A 16,175-nucleotide genomic window follows, 5' to 3' on the forward strand; every position below is an offset into this window, starting at 1 on the left:
ATTTCGCTTCCTTTTCGGCGCGGACGGCCGTCTCTGAGCGGCGTTTAGACGTTTGTCTAAGTGCCTCGGCTATTTGTAGTCAATGTACCGCTATCCGGGGTGATCCGCGTCACCAAGAATTGAATTATGCACTTCCCGCTCAACGGCGAGCGCCCCAGCTACCCGAAGGACCCAGCCATGACAACGCACCAGCCCATTGGCCCCGTGGACGCGACAAAAGTTCCCCGTTACGCCGGCCTCGGCACCTTCGCCCGACTTCCCCAGATCGACTGCGTTCCGGACTACGACATCGCTATTGTCGGTGTGCCGTTCGACGGCGGAACCTCCTTCCGTCCCGGCGCCCGTTTCGGTCCTGCCGCGGTCCGCGAGGCATCGCGGCTCCTGCGCCCGGGCTACCACCCGGAGCTCGACGTCGAGCCCGTGTACGAAGCGCAGGTTGTTGACGCAGGCGACATCGCCTGCACCCCGTACGACATCACCCGCGCCGTCCGCGAAATCGAGGAGCAGGCCCTGCCGCTCATCAGCGAATCCAAGCGCTTGGTGTCCATCGGCGGCGACCACACCATTGCCCTTCCCATGCTCCGGGCACTGAACAAGGTCCACGGGCCGGTCGCACTCCTGCATTTCGACGCCCACCTGGATACCTGGGACACGTACTTCGACCAGCCGATCACGCACGGCACCATCTTCCGCCGCGCTTTCGAAGAGGGCCTTCTTGTGGAGGACAAGTCGATGCACGTTGGTATCCGCGGCCCTGTCTATGACCGCAACGACTTCCTCCGGGACCACGAGTTCGGCTTCCAGATCATCCGATGCTCGGACCTGGACGTCATCGGCGTGCCGGCCGCCATTGAGCGGGTCAAGGAACGCCTTGGCGACACCCCTGTCTACGTCTCGATCGACATCGATGTCCTGGACCCGTCCTACGCTCCCGGCACGGGAACCCCTGAGATGGGCGGCCTGCATTCACGCGAGCTGCTCGCCCTGCTGCGGGGGTTGGACGGCATCAACATCGTCGGTGCGGATGTGGTGGAAGTGGCTCCTGCCTACGATCACGCCGACATCACCACCGTGGCTGCGGCCACCCTTGTCTTCGACCTGCTGGCCCTGATGGTCAACCGAAGCAAGGCCACGGAGCTCCGCGAACTCGAATCGGTGTCCCGGAGCGCGTCATGAGTACGCCGTCCTCCACGAAACAGGCAACCGAAGTTCCACGGCTTGAGGACAAGACCATCCAGCCGATTCCCCTCAACGAACGTCATGGCAAGGCCCGGGACTTGTTCACCATCTGGTTCGGTTCCAACATCATGATCATGACCATCGTGACCGGCGGACTCGCCACCACGGTGTTCGGTTTGAGCTTCGTGCCGGCGATCGTGGGCATCATCATCGGCAACCTGCTGGGCGGCATCTTCATGGCCTTGCACTCGGCTCAAGGCCCCCAGCTTGGGGTTGCCCAGATGATCCAGACCCGCGGCCAATTCGGTTCGTTCGGAGCCTTGCTGATCGTCGTGATCGTAGTGGTCATGTATGTGGGCTTCTTTGCAGCGAACCTCGTTTTCGGCGGCGAAGCAATGGCGGCAGTGAGTCCCGCCATCAGTGTCGACGGAGGCATCATCATCATCGGCGTGGTCAGCGTGATCGCCACCATCTTCGGGTACCGCCTCATCCATGCCTACGCACGGGTGCTGAGCGTCGCGGCCGGCCTGGCTTTGCTGCTCTCCTTCGGCTGGATCCTGATGGTGGACGGGCTGCCTGCCAACTTCCTGGAACAAGGCGACTTCAACTGGGTGGGCTTCATGGGCACCATTTCGGTTTCGGCCTTGTGGCAACTGGCCTACGCGCCCTATGTCTCGGACTACTCGCGGTACATGCCGCAGGGCACGGGGTCGGCACCGGCCTTCTGGGCTTCGTACTCCGGCTGCGTCCTGGGAACGCTGTTTCCCATGATCCTGGGCGCCTTGGTGGGCACGCTCGCCGTGGCGATGAGCGCCGGCGACGTTGAAATCGTCGGCAGCCTGGGAACCCTGCTCCAGCCGTGGACCTTGATCATCGTGGGCATCTTCTGCCTGGGCGTGGCTGCCTCGAACGCCATGAACCTCTACTGCGGCGTCCTCTGCGCACTGACCATAGGTCAAACCTTCAAGCCCACGTGGCTTCCCCGCGCGAAAACCCGCAGCGTCGCCGCCGTCGTGCTCTTTGTCCTGGCGGTCTCCATCGCACTGTTCGCCCGCGACAACTTCATCCTCTTCTACACCAACTTCCTGTCCTTCCTGATGTACGTCCTGGTCCCATGGACCGCAATCAACCTGGTGGATTACTACCTGCTGCGGCACGGCGACTACCGCGTGGAGGACTTCTTCAAGCGCGACGGCGGCGTGTACGGGCGGTTCAACTGGGTCGCCATCGGTTCGTACATCGCAGGCGCCCTGATCCAGGTGCCCTTCTCAGCAACCGCTATCTACACCGGCCCCTTGGCCGAAGCGATGGGAGGCGTCGACATCTCCTGGATCGTCGGCCTGGTGGTCGTTGCACCGCTGTACTACGTCGCGGCCCGCCTGTTCGGCAAAAAGACAGAAGCCGCGCCCTTTCCCGCCAACTCCCTCACCCCTGACCTCATCTGACCTGACCTCATCTGAAAGCGAAGCATCATGACCACCATCCAGTCCGAAACGTTCACGGTCCACCGCGCCGAAGGCACCTCCAATGTCTCCGCGATCCTGCCGCCCACCGGGCACTTCATCAACGGATCGTTCGTTCCCGCCACGGTTTCCGGCAACCTGATCGACGTCGTAAACCCCGCCACCGAGGAGATCATCACCTCAGTCCAGGCGGGCACCGCAGCCGATGTGGACGCCGCGGTGGCAGCCGCCGTCGAAGCCCAAAAAACCTGGGGTGCCACCACCCCCAAGGAACGCGCCGACGTCCTGAATCTCATCGCGAACATCATTGAAGACAACCGGGCAGCGTTCGAAGTCATCGAGTCGGCCAACACCGGGAAACCGCGGGCCGTCGCCGAAGACGACGTGACCAGCACCATCGACACCTTCCGGTTCATGGCCGGCGCGTCGCGAACCCTGACCTCCATGGCCGGCGGCGACTACGCGACGGATCACACCTCCGTGATCCTGCGCGAGCCCGTGGGAGTGGTTGGCGTCATCACTCCATGGAACTACCCGCTCCTCATGGCTGCGTGGAAGATCGCGCCCATCCTCGCTGCCGGCAACAGCATTGTCATGAAGCCCTCGGAGCAAACGCCGCTCTCCACGCTGAAGCTCGTTGAACTCTTGGCCGGACGCATCCCGGACGGCATCCTCAACGTCGTGACCGGTCAAGGCCGGACAGTGGGCCAGCGGCTTTCCGAGCATCCGGATATCGCCCTTGTAGCCCTGACCGGCAGCGTCGTCAGCGGGCAGGCGGTGGCTAAGACAGCCGCACGTTCGGTCAAGCGCGTCCACCTCGAGCTCGGCGGCAAGGCACCCGTGGTGGTCTTCCCCGACGCCGATCTCCAGGCTGCCGCTGCCGGCGTCCGAAACGCCGGGTACTGGAACGCCGGGCAGGACTGCGGTGCTGCTTGCCGCGTGCTGGTCCACGAGTCGGTAGCCGAGGAATTCACGCAATACCTGGCTGAAGAGGTGGGCTCGCTGGTGGTGGGTGCCCCGGATGCCGGGGAGGCGGTGGAGATGGGCCCCATGATTTCCCGGCCGCACTTTGAGCGCGTCAAGGAAGCGCTGGCAGAAGCCCGTTCCGCGGGCCTGACCATCGCCGTTGGTGGTTCCGCCCTTGAAGGGACCGGCTTCTTCATCGAACCGACCGTCATCACCGGCGTTCCGGCCGGGGCGCCGATAGCTACCCATGAGATCTTCGGCCCGGTTGTCACAGTGGAAACCTTCAGCACCACTGAGGAAGCGGTCCGTCGGGCCAACGAGAGCCCTTACGGACTCTCCGCCTCGGTATGGACGCGCGATTCGAGCTTGTCCCTGCGCGTCCCCAAGCAGTTGGACTTCGGCACGGTGTGGGTCAACGCCCACTTGGTACTGGCGAACGAAGTGCCCTGGGGCGGATTCAAGGGATCCGGCTACGGCCGCGACCTCTCCCTCTACGCCCTGGATGACTACTCCCGGACCAAGCACGTCATGATTAACCACGGCGCGTAAGCCCCACCACGCGAAACCAAAGAAGCAACGGAGCTTTGTGAAATGACCACTGTGAACCCCACCGTTCCCTCGGCGCCCCCTGCCGCCACGCCGTCGGCGCCTTTCCAGACCGAGGTGCCGTGGACCAACTGGGGCGGGAACCAAACCTCGACGCCCGCCTTCACCGTCCAGCCAAGGAACGAACAGGAAGCACTCGACGCCGTACGGTTCGCCATCCGTGAAGGCTTGCCTGTGCGGGCGGTCGGTTCGGGACACTCATCATCTCCCCTGGTGCAGACCGGCGGGGTCCTGATGGACATGTCCCAGCTCTCCGGCATCACCGGAACCGATCGCTTGAACCGCCGGGCCCGGGCCCTGGCCGGCACCACCATCAACGCCTTCGGCGACCCGCTCTGGGAGCAGGGCTTGGCGCTCAGCAACCAAGGGGACATCGACAAGCAACAAGTCGCAGGTGCATTGGCTACCAGCACCCACGGATCCGGCAAGGACCTTGGCAGCTTCTCGTCCAAGCTGCGCTGGGTGAAACTGATCAACGGCTACGGCGAGATCGTGGAGATCGGCGAGGGCCAGCTTCGCGAACTCCGGGCCGCCCAGACAGCGTTGGGCACGTTGGGGGTCTTCCTCGAGGTGGAACTGGAAGTGGAGGACAAGTACTACCTCCAGGAACAGATCACCTATCCCACGTGGTCCGAAACTGCCGCCACCTGGCAGGACGACATAGACTCCAACCGACACTACTCCTTCCTGTGGTGCCCCGAGGACGATTCGTGCGAGCTCCTGGATCTGCCCGGATCTCCGGACCACCGCATGGGGAACCGCAGCTACACCAAGCGGTACAACGAGGCTTCGATCCCGGACGAGTCGCGGATCTCGACCGTTGAAGGCGCCCGGCTGGACCGCTCCTACCGGATCTACCCGGGCGGTTTCACCACCCAATTCCACGAACTTGAGTACTTCGTCCGCAGCGAAGACGGCCTGGCCGCCGTCGAAGTCATCCAGGACCTGATCCGCAGCAAGCACCCTGACCAGAAGTACCCCGTGGAAGTGCGTTGGGTGAAGGCCGACGACGCCTACATGTCCCAGTTCCAAGGACGTGACAGCACCGTCATCACGCTCACCACCAAGCCAGGCACCGACTACTGGCAGTTCTTCCGGGACGCCGACGCCGTGCTGCAGGAGTTCGAGCCACGCGCCCACTGGGGCAAGATCCACTTCATGACGCGGAGCCGGCTGGAACGCCTTTACCCGGAACTGGACACCTTCCTCCAGGTCCGGCGAGAGTTCGACCCCCGCGGTATGTTCCTCAACGACCACACGCGGGCGCTGTTCGGCTGACCGAGCGTCCCCAAAAAGGGCGTGGGATGTGAGCGAGCGTCTGCAATACCGACGCTCGCTCACATCCCACCCCCCATTCCCCATCCCTCGCTCACATCCCCCCAACGTCATCTTTCCGGCGCGCGGCCTAATCCATTTGAGTTAGGTTAGCCATACCTTCTAACTTTTTCGGGTGAGTATTCAGCCGGATTTGGCCGGAGTCGCCTTTGCCGCCCGCCTGGCATCCTTCGGAGAACGGCCTGCAGTACGCCTCCCCGGGCAAACAGTGACCTACGCGCAGTTGGCGGCCCGGGTCGAGGAGATGGCCAGGTCCTTTGGCGACGGCCGGCGCCTTATCGCCCTCGAAGCAGAAAACACGCTGCCCTCCCTGACCGTGTACCTCGCGGCTCTGGCGTCCGGCCAGCCCTTGCTGATCCTCCCCTCCGGTGGCGGGCAGGCCGCGGAATCGCTGGTTGCGGCCTATGACCCGGATATCGTGGCGCGGTCGGTGGACGGCGACATCAGGCTGGATATCCGCCGGGAGCACAGCGGCCACGAACTCCACCCGGAGCTTGCTTTGTTGCTGAGTACCTCCGGCTCAACCGGCGCCCCGAAACTCGTGCGCATCTCGGCAGAGTCGATCCAGGCAAACGCGGCCGCCATCGCCCAGTACCTGCACCTCCGCAAGGACGACCGGGCAGCAACGACGCTGCCGTTGTCCTACTGCTACGGCATGAGCGTAGTGAACAGCCACCTTCTGGTGGGAGCGTCGATAGCGCTCACCGATCTGTCCGTGGTGGACCCGTGCTTCTGGGATCTGATGCGGCGCGAATCCATGACATCGTTCGCCGCGGTTCCCTACACCTTCGATCTTCTGGAGCGCGTGGGCTTCGAGGGCATGGACCTGCCCAGCCTGCGGTACATCACCCAGGCCGGTGGGCGTTTGACTCCTGACAGGGTGCGCGCCTACGCCCAGCTCGGACAGGAACGCGGCTGGGATCTCTTCGTCATGTACGGCCAAACCGAAGCGACGGCCCGGATGGCGTACCTCCCGCCGGACAAGGCCGCGGAGCATCCCCATGCCATCGGCGTACCCGTCTCCGGGGGATCCTTCCGGCTGGAACCAGTACCCGGCCTCGATGACAGCGAGCTGGTCTATTCCGGGCCCAATGTCATGCTGGGCTACGCCGAGCACCCGGCGGACCTTGCCCGCGGCCGGGACGTCACGGAACTGCGAACCGGCGACCTCGCCCGGCTCGGACCCGGCGGACTCTACGAAATCGTCGGCCGGCGCAGCCGCTTCGTCAAGATCGTGGGGCTCCGGATCGATCTGGGGCAGGTTGAACGGATGCTGGCGGACTATGGCTTGACGGCCGCCGTAGCGGGTTCCGACGACGGACTGGCAGCGGTCGTGGAGGGTAGCCACGAGCTGTCCCTCATTGCCAAGGCCGCAGCGCAGGATCTGGGGATCCCCCGGGCCGCACTGAAGCTCTTCTCTGTGCAAGCGATCCCCCGCCTGGCCAACGGAAAAACGGACTACCAGGCCATCCTCGCCCTCGCCCAAGCGGATGCCGACGCGCCTCCGGGATCGACCACCCCGCCCGGAGAGAAGCACGACGGCGGCCCCGGACCTTCCGCCGCAGAGTCGCCGGATGATGCGCGCAGGATCTTCATCGACGTGCTGGAACGGGAGGACGTGGCGGATACGGACACTTTCGTTTCCCTGGGCGGAGACTCACTGTCCTACGTCGCCGCCTCGGTCAGGCTGGAGCGTGCCCTCGGCTACCTCCCCCACGGATGGCACCTGATGCCCGTCTGCGAACTGACGCCCGCCGTCGAACGCGAAGTCACCGGTGCTGCTCGGACGAACGGCGCCCGGCCCAACGTCGGGTCCGCCGGACAGAAGGCTTCAACCGGCCCCGGACGAAAACGGCGTCCCAAAAAGCTCACGGCCCGCATGGAAACCGGAATCGTCCTTCGCGCCGTCGCCATCGTCTTCATCGTGTCCACGCATGTTGGACTCTTCGACTGGGAAGGGACCGCCCACGTCCTGTTAGCCGTCGCCGGATACAACTTTGCCCGCTTCCAGTTGGCCGGCTCCCGTCAGCAACGGCTAAGACGCCAGCTCAAGGCCGTAGCCCGCATCGCCTTGCCCAGCATTGTGGTGATCAGCGCAGCCTTCGCAATGACGGACGATTACGGCTGGCACAACATTTTCCTGCTCAATACCTTGGTGGGCCCGCAGGGGTGGACCGATATGTCACGGTTCTGGTTCATTGAAATCCTGGTCCACATCCTCCTGGGCGTGGCTGCCCTCCTGGCCATTCCGGCCTTGGACAGGGCACAGCGCAGGTGGCCCTGGCTGCTCCCTTTGGTGCTTGGGGGCGTGGACCTGTTGCAACGCTTCGACATCATTGAGCTGCCGTATCCCGGCCAAGGCCCGGTGCTGTGGCTCTTCGCGCTCGGCTGGGTGGCCGCGCTGTCCAGGAAATGGTGGCAACGAGCGGCAGCCACAGCCGCCGCTTTCCTGACCATCCCGGGCTTCTTCACAAACGAGCTCCGCAGCACCACGGTCCTGGTCGGCTTCCTCGTGCTGCTATGGGTAGCGACGCTGCCTGTGCCACGGGGTTTGCATCGGCTCACGGCAATGCTGGCCAGTTCCTCCCTGTATATCTACGTGACCCATTGGCTCGTCTATCCCCTGATCGTCGAGGCCGATTCCGGTCTGGCACCTGAGCTCGCCCTCGGCCTGGCCGTCGTGGCATCGCTTGCCGCGGGCGTCGGCTATTGGGTGCTGGCAACGAGGGCCATGGGCGCCGCCGAAAGGTGGTTGGGCCGCCGTCGTCAGCTACCCAGGCGATCACAGCGGCAACCGACGTGACATCCCACTGACACGTGCGGATGGTAGTTTGAACTCTGCTCAGGCCATACGCCCCGTACCGACCAGAGGACACTCCATGTTTAAGGGTTTCAAGGACTTCATTCTCCGCGGCAACGTGATCGAACTGGCCATCGCGGTCGTTATCGGCAGTGCCTTCACAGCATTGGTAGCCGCTTTCACCAACAACATCATCAACCCGGTGATTGCCGCGGCCGGTGGCGTCAACGCGGATGGACTGGGCTTCCGGATCTGGCCGGACAAAGAGGCTACGTTCGTCAACATTGGGGCAGTCCTGACGGCCTTGGTGACCTTCCTGATCACCGCCGCCGTGGTCTACTTCATCTTTGTAGCCCCCATGAACAAGATCAATTCCATGGTCAAGGACCGCCTGGCCACCGCAGAGCCCGAGGAAGAGCCGATTCCGGCGGACACCGCGCTCCTGGCCGAAATCCGGGACCTCCTCAAGGACGCCGCAGCAGCCCGTGGCGGCAACCGCGACCTGGACGAGGACTCCGTTCGCTAGGCGGACCCGCCGCGAGACCGTGACGCAGGGGCAACGCAGGCGAAACACCCGGACGGCAGCATGGGTTCATGAAGCCCAACGCGAGCTCTCCCGTCACCGCCGACCTCCTTTGCGAGGTCTGCGGCCAGCTGCCTGAACCTCCCAAGGCCCGGCTCACCCTGGCCAACATCGCCGTCATGCTGCCCATCGAGCTCTTGGTGCACGCGGCAGTGGTGGAGACCCATCTGCCGTATGTAGCCAAGGTCCTGCTCCTGACCGTCACCGCGACTGTCCTGGTGATCTGGGTGGCCGAGCCGTCTGCTGCCAAAGTGTTGCGGCGTTGGCTGCATGCCCCGGCGCTCAAACACCGCCACAAACTGCAGACAGCTCCCGCCCTCTGGCGCGCACGGACCCTTCTGCGCGACCAGCCCGGCTCGCTGCAAAAGATCACGCAGTCCCTCGCGAAGCTGGATACCAACATCCTCAGCATCCACGTCCACCCCATGGATGGCGCCGGGCTACCCGGCAGCGTGATGGACGAATTTGTCCTGTCCGCGCCGGGGCATCTCACCGAACAGGAACTGCTTCAGGCAATGCACGACGGCGGCGGGCGTGAGTCCCGCGTTTGGCCCACCACTGCGCTGGCCATGGCGGACGGGCAAACCATGGCCCTCAGCCTCGCGGCGCGCATTGCCGGCAATCCGCAGGAACTTCCCCTGGCCGTGGCCGAACTCTTGTCCGCCAAAGTGGTGCCGTCAGGGTCGGAACACCGGCCATCCGGGGTGAGCACCGGCGTCGGACGTTCTGCAGACATCCTCAAGATTCCCACCGCCTGGCATGGCCCGCTCTTGTTCTCCCGCCCCGGTGAACCGTTCACTCCGGCAGAGTCGGCCCGGGCCCACAGGTTGGCTGAACTGGCGGAAATCCTGGCATACAGCCCGGAATCCGAGAGAGCTGCCAGCAGGTAGCGGTATCCCAAGCCGCAGCCTGCCCCACCGCTAACTGGCTCACAGCCCGGCGCTCTCTTCGCGGGAGCGTCGGGTTTTCCCATGTCGGACACCTCTCAGGCCGGCACAACCGGGAAAGTAGCGCAGTTGCGAATCGGCCTTGGTCACAATCCGTCGGCAGTATTTGTATACCAAACCCCTTGACAGTGCCGCCCGTCACATCTAACTTTGATTTTGGGATCCCAAAACGGGATCCCAAAAGATCCTGCACCGGCTGCGGCCCGGCTCAATCAACGGGCAGGGACCGCAACAGTTGCCGCCGGCACGGGTCAGGCTGCAGCGGTATCCCGCCCGGCTCATCCCCCCAAAAGCCCCAAAGACATCCCACCCGTCGACTCCTACTGAAGGAGAAGCTGTGTCTCTCGAAAACACCCAATTGGCAACCCAGGACAGCGAGCAACAACCCGGCAAGGACAGCGTGCAGCGACGCACGAACGTCCGCTGGAAGCTGTTCATCCTCTTGCTGGTCCTGGTAGCGGTCAATTACATCGACCGCGGCTCCATTTCCGTCGCGCTCCCCATCATCCAAAAAGAATTCAACCTGGCACCCGAACTCGTGGGCCTGCTGCTTTCGGCGTTCTTCTGGACCTACGCCCTTATGCAAATTCCCGTCGGCTGGCTGATCGACAAGTTCGGTCCCCGCAAGGTGGTCACAGCCTCCTGTGTCGGCTGGGGTGCGGCCACCGCGGCCTCCGGTTTCGCCGGAGGATTCCTGAGCATGTTCATCGCCCGATTGGGCATCGGCGTCACCGAAGCCGGCGTGATGCCCGCAGGCGGCAAGCTCAACGCCATCTGGATGCACAAGAAGGAACGTGGCCGCGGTGCCACCATCCTCGACGCCGGCGCACCCCTGGGTGCCGGCTTGGGCGGCATCCTGATCACCTGGCTGATTGCGTCCACAGGCAGCTGGCGGATGGCCTTCATCATCGCCGGCGCAGCCACCATCCTTATGGGGCTGGCCGTCTGGTGGTACATCCGTGACAACCCCCGCCAGCACAAGGGCGTGAACAACGCCGAGGCAGACTACATCGAGGCTTCCCACGCTGAGGAAGACGCAGAAGCCGCCCGCGAAGGCGCACAGGGCAAGCGCGCCCTCCTCCCCTACCTGAAGTTCCGCTCCTTCTGGGCCATGTGCTTCGGCTGGCTCGGCTTCAACGGCGTGTTCTACGGCCTGCTGACCTGGGGCCCGCTCTACCTTGCACAGGCAAAGGGTTTCGACCTGAAGACCATCGGCTGGTCCACGTTCGTGATCTTCGGTGCCGGGTTCGTCGGGGAAATCCTCGGTGGCACCATTGCGGACAAGTGGCGTGCCGCAGGCGCCTCGGCCAACAAGGTCATGCGTACGCTCCTGGGCATCTCCAGCGTCGTCGTGGTGGGCGGCCTGGTTGGCGTCACCGTCGTCGCTGACCCCATCACCGCCGTCGTGCTCCTTTCCGTGGTCCTGTTCTTCCTCCGCTGGGTTGGCCTCTTCTGGTCCATCCCGTCCATCCTCGGCGGTCGCACCAACGCCGGCGTCCTCGGTGGAGCGATGAACTTCAGCGGCAACATTGCCGGGTTCGTCACCCCGATTGTGGTAGGCCTGATTGTCGGGGCAACCGGCTCCTACACCTGGGCACTGATCTACTTTGTTGGGTCCGCAGTGGTCATGGGCGTCTCCGTCCTGGCCCTGGATTACAACAAGCGGCTCCCGGTCTGACTCGCACTCACCGGGCCGGCCGAGGGTCCTGAACCACCCAACGCCGGACACCGCCGGGCCGGGCGCATCGCCTTACACATCACGGAAATGGAGCTGACATGCTGACCGCAGAAGACACGAACACCACGGACCGCCCCCTCCGGGAATCCGTGCGTGACACGCTCCGTACCCGGATTTTCGAAGGCCACTATGCGCCCGGTACCCGGCTGGTGGAGCGGGACCTCGCTGCCGAGTTCAACGTTTCCCGCCTGCCTATCCGCGAAGCCCTCCGGATGCTCCGGCAGGAAGGCCTCATCCGGGACCGCTCGGGACGGGGCACCGAAGTGAGCGGCCTGAGCCCCAAGGATGTTGAGGACTTGTTCGATGTCCGCCAATCCCTGGAGGTCCTGGCCTGCCGGCTCGCCGCGAAGCGCGCCACGCCGGAGGACCTTCAACACCTCGCCGGGCTGCTCGACCAGGCCGAGCACTTCCTCGCCAAAGGCTCGGTCCTGGAAGCCCACCGCGCCAACAGCGAATTCCACGATGCCATCACCGGCATCGCCAACAACGACTTTCTCCGCTCCGCGCTCGAACCCCTCCAAGGCCGCATGCACTGGCTCTTCCGCCACGTCAGCGACCTCCCCGAACTGATCCGCGAACACCGCGAACTCTACGCGGCGATCGCCAGCGGCGACGCCGACCGCGCTGCCGCCCAATCGGCGTCGCACGTTGGCAAGTACCGCGATCAGTTCCCCGAGGACTACAGCGCCACGGAGCCCCAGCTACGGAAGAAACCATGAAACTCCTGGTCATCAATCCCAACATCAGCGACGACGTCACCGCGCTCATCGAGGCCGAGGCGCTCCGCTCCGCCAGCGCCGACACCGAATTGATCGTCCGGACCGCCGGGCACGGGGTCGAGTACATCGAGACGCGCTTCGAGTCACTTATCGCCGCAGGTGCGGTTGCGGAGCTGATCGCCGAATATGCGCACGACGGCGGCACATCAGCTGCGCACGCCGGTGCCGGTAACGCCGTCGACGGCATAGTAGTGGCCGCTTTCGGCGACCCGGGCATGCCTGCCCTGAAGGAACTCGTGGACGTCCCGGTCATCGGGATCACCGAGGCCGCGCTCTGCGCCGCAGCGTTGCAGGGCCAGAGATTCTCCATCATCGCCATCTCGGACCGCATCCAGGCTTGGTACCGCGATTGCGTGGAACGGTTTGGATTCGGAGGGCGGCTCGCCTCGATCCGCTCCATCAACCAATCCCTTAATTCCATCGGATCAGTCCAGGCCGACTTCAAGGAAACCCTCCTGGCACTGAGCCGGCAGGCAGTCGCGGAGGACGGAGCCGACGTCGTCATCCTGGCAGGTGCGCCGCTCGCGGGGCTCGCCCGTGAACTCGAAGGCCAGATCCCCGTGCCCGTGGTGGACGGCATTTCCGCCGGTATCCGCATGGCCGAAGCCGTGGTGTCACTGAAGTCCGGCGTTCACCGCGGTGGTTCCTTCGCGGCTCCGCCCGTGAAGGCGCGACGCGGCCTCTCCGCCAACCTCGACGCCGCGCTGACGGCCGCGCAATCGGCCCAGCTCTCCCCCACGGCCTAAGACTCTTCAGAAAGAAGGACGACGATGTCCCAACTCCCAGACCTCGTGATCGCCAACGGCACCGTGGTGAACAGCTTCGGGCGGCAGGCCGCCCATGTCGTCGTCGACGCCGGTAAAGTCACCGCCCTGCTCGACGCCACCGACCCCGTACCCGCCGCAGTTCGTACCGTCGATGCGGCAGGCATGCTGGTGATTCCCGGCGGCGTGGACGGACACTGCCACGTGGCCCAGGTGACCGGCCGTTTCCGGACCTTGGACGACTACAACATCTCCTCCACAGCCGCTTTGTGGGGCGGAACCACCACCATCATCGACTTCGGGATTCCCCGCGATGCCCAGGAAACCCCGCTCGATGCCGCCCTCAACAAGAAGCGCCTCGCTGCCGAATCCCGCTGCGATGTAGCCCTCCACGGCTCGGTGATCTCCTGGGACGAGACCGTGCCGTGGCAATTGGAACAGCTGGCTGCCGAGGGTATCCGCTCGGTGAAGATGTACACCACCAACCGCGGATCGACCATGGCGGACAACGACACCATCCTGAAGGTCATGCGCGAGATGGTCCGGTTGGACGGCCTGACCTACATCCACGCCGAGCACGACGCCATCATCACCGACTGCACGGAAGAGCACGCCGCTGACGGACTCATCGGGATCGAGCACCTGCACCGCACGCGGCCCGAGCTCGCCGAGGAGATTTCCGTCAAGGAAACCCTGGCCATGGCCGAATACACGGGAGCTCCCGTGTATTTCGTGCACCAGTCCACGCCCGGCGCGGTGGATCTGGTCTCAGAGGCGCGTTCGCGGGGAATGGAGGCATACTCCGAAACGTGCCCGCACTACCTCACGCTGGACGACACCGTTTACGGCTCAACCTTCCCTGAGTGGTATGCCTGCTGCCCGCCCATGCGCAGCGCCGAGACTGTAGCTGCTTTGAAAGACCGCCTGGCTGCCGGTGCCATCCACACCGTTTCCTCAGACCACTCCTGCTACGACCTCTCCCAGAAGCGGGAACGCACGGACGACATCCGGTTCATGCCCCACGGCCTGCCCGGCGTCGAGACCCGCATGCCTGTCACGTTCACCGCCTTGGTCACCGAGGCCGGTGGCTCCATGGAGGACTTCGTTGAGGTCTTCTCCGCCGGGCCCGCCCGCATCAACGCGCTCCCGTTGAAGGGCGCCATCGTCGAAGGTTTCGACGCCGACCTGGTGATCTTCGATCCCACCACCGAACAAACGGTCGACGGCGGTGCGCTGCACATGGGGACCGATTTCTCGCCTTTCGAGGGGAAGGCGCTGAACGGTTGGCCCGCCGTCGTGGTTTCCGCCGGACGCGTGGTCCTCGATACCGAGGGCTTCCACGATCCCGGTCCCGTGGGCCGTTTCGTCGAGCGGAACGGCTTTATGGAACACCGTGATGCCCTGTCCGCGCCCATCCCCGTTCCTTCGACAGCCCGCTAAGGAGTCCTCATGCCTACCCTTGACCGACCCACCCGCATCGGCATGATTGTGCCGTCCTCCAATACCTGCCTTGAACCGCAGACCTACCGGATCCTTGGCGAGCGCCGGGATGTCACCGTCCACTCCACGCGTATCCCCGTCACGCGCATTGCCCTGGATGATTCCTCGGACAAGCAATTCGATGCCACCGTGATGCGCGACGCCGCGGAGCTCCTCGCCACCGCAAATGTGGACGTCATCGCCTGGAACGGGACGTCCGGATCCTGGCTCGGAGCGGGACACGACCACGCGATCGTCCGGGAGATCACCGAAGCCACCGGCATCCCCGCCACCACGTCGACACTCGCCTATCTGGCCGCGTTTGAGGCATTCGACACCGAGCGGATCGGGCTGTTCACCCCGTACACCGCCGACGTGAACGACGCCGTGATCACCTCCTACGACCGCGAGGGCATCAAGACGATCGACCACAGGCACCTGGATCTCAGCGACAACGAATCCTTTGCCCGGGTGACGGACCAGGAGATGCTGCCCGGCTCCCTTGAACTGGCCGCAGCCCATCCCGATGCGTTGGTATACCTCTGCACCAACCTGTACGGCGCCAACATCACGGCGGAGGTGGAGGCCCGCACCGGAGTACCCGTTCTCGATTCCGTGGCGGTCACCCTCTGGCACGCCCTGAAGCTGGCGGGGGCGCCGCTGCTGGACCCGAAGTGGGGCCGGCTGCTGGCATAGGGCGTCGGGGCGCCCTCGGGCAACTCCTTCGCGATCTGCTCAGTCCTTGTCAATCAGCTCGAGCAGCTTGCCCAGGGCGTCCCGGATGTCGTCGTAGTCGTTCTGGCCGGCGCGGCTTTCAGCGGAGATCACTCCGCAGCGGTGGATCTTCTTGAAGTCGCCGATCGGGAACTTGTAGTGGCCCTTTTGGTCGTCGGGGTGCTCGTCGTCGACGCCGAGGTACCACTTGCCGTAGTCAGCGAAGTCGTGCTTGTCCAGGAAGGCGTTCTCCTCCCTCGTGGAGGGTGCGTGCTCGCTCCAGTCATCGCGTTCGTCCTTGACAGCCTTGCCGTCGCGAATCAGGTGCTTCGCGTTCTCGAATGCCTTCTTGTTGAGTTTCACGGTCATTTTCTCAACCCTCGATTCGGAGTGCATTGGCAAAAGACAGGATGCTTCTTACCTTTCACCATATGCCGATGACCCATCACTCCGAAAGCGTCGACACTGGCGGGACGCAATAGCCTGGCCCTACCTGAGGAGCCGCACCCTTATACCCGTGCCCCGCTCCTTCAGCACCATCCTCCGGCCGATGGCACCCCTTTGCCGGAGCCACAGGACCGTGCCGTCAAAAGTCACGGCATCCACGATGCCCTCATCCACGATTTCCTTCCCGCGAAGGATCTGGACAGTCTGGCCGGCAAGCAACTTCCAGTCGTACACCCGTTTTCCGGACCCCTGATCAAAGCGCACCCCGAACAGCGATTCTTTCGCACCCTCTTGCACCGGATCACCCCTCGCGTCTAAAAACCCTTTACAGAAGGTGTGCCGTCAACGCGGAAAGCGTGACGCGATTTGCAGAGG

The 16,175-nt window shown here is 64.2% G+C and carries 14 protein-coding genes; 12 read left to right on the forward strand and 2 right to left on the reverse strand.

From position 1 onward, the window contains the following. Nucleotides 1-177 precede the first annotated feature (177 nt). From speB to ACFUOZ_RS16205, 12 genes are all read left to right on the forward strand, one after another. Complete coding sequence (gene speB / locus ACFUOZ_RS16150) at nucleotides 178-1,176, forward strand: agmatinase (RefSeq protein ID WP_377550087.1); 999 nt, start codon at nucleotides 178-180, stop codon at nucleotides 1,174-1,176. Further along, a complete protein-coding gene (locus ACFUOZ_RS16155) occupies nucleotides 1,173-2,624 on the forward strand; it encodes a purine-cytosine permease family protein (protein WP_377549925.1) in 1,452 nt (483 codons plus the stop codon). Before speB ends, ACFUOZ_RS16155 begins: the two co-directional genes overlap by 4 nt. A 27-nt stretch (nucleotides 2,625-2,651) precedes the next feature. After that, on the forward strand, nucleotides 2,652-4,157 hold the full coding sequence (locus ACFUOZ_RS16160; protein ID WP_377549927.1) for an aminobutyraldehyde dehydrogenase: 1,506 nt from the start codon (nucleotides 2,652-2,654) through the stop codon (nucleotides 4,155-4,157). 42 nt (nucleotides 4,158-4,199) lie between these two features. After that, nucleotides 4,200-5,492 carry a D-arabinono-1,4-lactone oxidase gene (locus ACFUOZ_RS16165; RefSeq protein ID WP_377549929.1) on the forward strand — a complete coding sequence of 431 codons (1,293 nt, stop codon included), beginning with the start codon at nucleotides 4,200-4,202 and terminating at the stop codon, nucleotides 5,490-5,492. A gap of 172 nt (nucleotides 5,493-5,664) precedes the next feature. Next, nucleotides 5,665-8,352, forward strand: a complete 2,688-nt coding sequence (locus ACFUOZ_RS16170; RefSeq protein WP_377549931.1) for an AMP-binding protein — start codon at nucleotides 5,665-5,667, stop codon at nucleotides 8,350-8,352. 76 nt (nucleotides 8,353-8,428) lie between these two features. Further along, nucleotides 8,429-8,875: a large conductance mechanosensitive channel protein MscL gene (gene mscL / locus ACFUOZ_RS16175; protein ID WP_377549933.1), complete on the forward strand. Its 447-nt coding sequence runs from the start codon at nucleotides 8,429-8,431 to the stop codon at nucleotides 8,873-8,875. 68 nt (nucleotides 8,876-8,943) lie between these two features. Beyond that, complete coding sequence (locus tag ACFUOZ_RS16180; protein WP_377549935.1) at nucleotides 8,944-9,822, forward strand: amino acid-binding protein; 879 nt, start codon at nucleotides 8,944-8,946, stop codon at nucleotides 9,820-9,822. A gap of 394 nt (nucleotides 9,823-10,216) precedes the next feature. Continuing rightward, nucleotides 10,217-11,557, forward strand: a complete 1,341-nt coding sequence (locus ACFUOZ_RS16185) for an MFS transporter (RefSeq protein WP_377549937.1) — start codon at nucleotides 10,217-10,219, stop codon at nucleotides 11,555-11,557. Nucleotides 11,558-11,655: 98 nt separating this feature from the next. Then, complete coding sequence (locus ACFUOZ_RS16190) at nucleotides 11,656-12,336, forward strand: GntR family transcriptional regulator (protein ID WP_377549939.1); 681 nt, start codon at nucleotides 11,656-11,658, stop codon at nucleotides 12,334-12,336. Beyond that, nucleotides 12,333-13,142 carry an aspartate/glutamate racemase family protein gene (locus tag ACFUOZ_RS16195; protein WP_377549941.1) on the forward strand — a complete coding sequence of 270 codons (810 nt, stop codon included), beginning with the start codon at nucleotides 12,333-12,335 and terminating at the stop codon, nucleotides 13,140-13,142. The genes ACFUOZ_RS16190 and ACFUOZ_RS16195 overlap by 4 nt, the downstream gene beginning before the upstream one ends. Nucleotides 13,143-13,166: 24 nt before the next feature. Then, nucleotides 13,167-14,600, forward strand: coding sequence for an amidohydrolase family protein (locus ACFUOZ_RS16200; protein WP_377549943.1), 1,434 nt, complete (start codon nucleotides 13,167-13,169; stop codon nucleotides 14,598-14,600). 9 nt (nucleotides 14,601-14,609) lie between these two features. Beyond that, a complete protein-coding gene (locus ACFUOZ_RS16205; protein WP_377549945.1) occupies nucleotides 14,610-15,335 on the forward strand; it encodes an aspartate/glutamate racemase family protein in 726 nt (241 codons plus the stop codon). A 39-nt stretch (nucleotides 15,336-15,374) separates the two neighbouring features. On the opposite strand, the gene ACFUOZ_RS16210 is transcribed toward ACFUOZ_RS16205, so the two are convergent. Beyond that, on the reverse strand, nucleotides 15,375-15,722 hold the full coding sequence (locus ACFUOZ_RS16210; protein ID WP_377549947.1) for a hypothetical protein: 348 nt from the start codon (nucleotides 15,720-15,722) through the stop codon (nucleotides 15,375-15,377). A gap of 120 nt (nucleotides 15,723-15,842) precedes the next feature. Beyond that, the gene (locus ACFUOZ_RS16215; RefSeq protein ID WP_377549949.1) at nucleotides 15,843-16,064 is read right to left on the reverse strand and encodes a hypothetical protein; all 222 of its coding nucleotides are present in this window, start codon (nucleotides 16,062-16,064) and stop codon (nucleotides 15,843-15,845) included. Nucleotides 16,065-16,175 lie beyond the last annotated feature (111 nt).

This window comes from Paenarthrobacter sp. NPDC057355 (assembly GCF_042667405.1).
GTDB lineage: Bacteria > Actinomycetota > Actinomycetes > Actinomycetales > Micrococcaceae > Arthrobacter.

Excerpts from the sequence above, each read along its gene's own strand:
- ACFUOZ_RS16180 (WP_377549935.1), top strand. The coding sequence starts at position 8,944 with ATGAAGCCCAACGCGAGCTCTCCCGTCACCGCCGACCTCCTTTGCGAG.
- ACFUOZ_RS16160 (WP_377549927.1), top strand. The coding sequence starts at position 2,652 with ATGACCACCATCCAGTCCGAAACGTTCACGGTCCACCGCGCCGAAGGC.
- mscL (WP_377549933.1), top strand. The coding sequence starts at position 8,429 with ATGTTTAAGGGTTTCAAGGACTTCATTCTCCGCGGCAACGTGATCGAA.
- ACFUOZ_RS16200 (WP_377549943.1), top strand. The coding sequence starts at position 13,167 with ATGTCCCAACTCCCAGACCTCGTGATCGCCAACGGCACCGTGGTGAAC.
- speB (WP_377550087.1), top strand. The coding sequence starts at position 178 with ATGACAACGCACCAGCCCATTGGCCCCGTGGACGCGACAAAAGTTCCC.
- ACFUOZ_RS16165 (WP_377549929.1), top strand. The coding sequence starts at position 4,200 with ATGACCACTGTGAACCCCACCGTTCCCTCGGCGCCCCCTGCCGCCACG.
- ACFUOZ_RS16155 (WP_377549925.1), top strand. The coding sequence starts at position 1,173 with ATGAGTACGCCGTCCTCCACGAAACAGGCAACCGAAGTTCCACGGCTT.
- ACFUOZ_RS16190 (WP_377549939.1), top strand. The coding sequence starts at position 11,656 with ATGCTGACCGCAGAAGACACGAACACCACGGACCGCCCCCTCCGGGAA.
- ACFUOZ_RS16205 (WP_377549945.1), top strand. The coding sequence starts at position 14,610 with ATGCCTACCCTTGACCGACCCACCCGCATCGGCATGATTGTGCCGTCC.
- ACFUOZ_RS16195 (WP_377549941.1), top strand. The coding sequence starts at position 12,333 with ATGAAACTCCTGGTCATCAATCCCAACATCAGCGACGACGTCACCGCG.
- ACFUOZ_RS16210 (WP_377549947.1), bottom strand. The coding sequence starts at position 15,722 with ATGACCGTGAAACTCAACAAGAAGGCATTCGAGAACGCGAAGCACCTG.